This is a genomic window from Clostridium tarantellae (assembly GCF_009295725.1).
GTDB classification, from domain to species: Bacteria; Bacillota; Clostridia; order Clostridiales; family Clostridiaceae; genus Sarcina; species Sarcina tarantellae.
In genome coordinates this window covers 1-1081 of the sequence record NZ_WHJC01000534.1, presented here as the reverse complement: position 1 = coordinate 1081, position 1081 = coordinate 1, and the positions used below count along the sequence as shown (strand labels likewise).

Genomic DNA, 1081 nt, shown 5'->3' with positions numbered 1-1081 from the left:
GCTATGTATTATTATTGAAAAATATTACTGAACTTAAAAGAAGTGTAAAAATAAAAAATGAATTTGATAAAAAAACTTTAGAAGAAGGATTAAGAAATGAATTTTTATCAACTATATCCCATGATTTAAAAACTCCTATAAATGTAATATATACAGCTTGTCAATTACAAAATAGCTTTTTGAAAAACAATTCTATTGAAAAAATTAATTTATATAATCATGTAAATAAAGAAAATTGTATGTCATTAACTAGATTAGCAAATAATTTAATAGATTCATCCAAGTTATCTTATAATTATTTAAAGCCACAATGTGAATTATATAATATAGTAGAGTTAGTTGAAGAATGCTCAAATAGTTTAGCTGAATATATAAGAGATAAAAATTTAGAATTTGAATTTGATACTGAAGAAGAAGAAATAGAAGTAAGATGTGATAAAGAATTTATAGAAAGAATAATAATAAACTTAATGTCTAATGCCATTAAGCATACTAAACAAGGTATTGTAAAAGTAGCTATTTTTGTTAATAAATTTAAAGTAAGAATTGAAGTAATAGATACTGGTGAAGGCATGGATAAAGAATTTTTAAAAAAGGCTTTTGAAAAATACTCTATAGAAAAGATTGATAAAGGATATAGAAATAAAAGTACAGGTATTGGATTGTATGTAGTAAAAAATTTAGTTGAATTACAAGGTGGAGAAATTTTTATTGAATCACAAAAAGGAAAAGGAACAATTGTAAAAATAGAATTTTTTAGGGAGAAAGTTAATGTTTAGTAATATAAATGAAAAGAATAAAATGCAACAATATGTATTTAAATCTATATTTATAATTTCTATTATTGTTTCAAGTATTTGTTTCTTTTCAAAACAATATTTTATAGGAAATAAGATAATTGATTTTATTTTAGTTATATTTACAGGTGCTTTAAATATAATATGTAATGATATAGCTAACAAAAAAAAATATAGTTATTCTAATTTTTTAGGAGTAACAAGTATAATTATAACATTAACTCAAATAATAATATTATTAATATTTGAATTGAATGAAGAAGTTTTTTTCATTAATTTAATGG

The 1081-nt window shown here is 20.4% G+C and carries 2 protein-coding genes; both read left to right on the top strand.

Going from position 1 to position 1081, the window contains the following annotated elements; translation table 11 throughout:
- A partial coding sequence (locus tag GBZ86_RS16165; RefSeq protein WP_170272306.1) for a sensor histidine kinase occupies nt 1–779 on the top strand: 779 nt, incomplete at its 5' end.
- Nucleotides 772–1081: hypothetical protein (locus tag GBZ86_RS16160; protein ID WP_152892367.1), on the top strand; the 310-nt coding region annotated here is incomplete at its 3' end. The genes GBZ86_RS16165 and GBZ86_RS16160, both read left to right, overlap by 8 nt.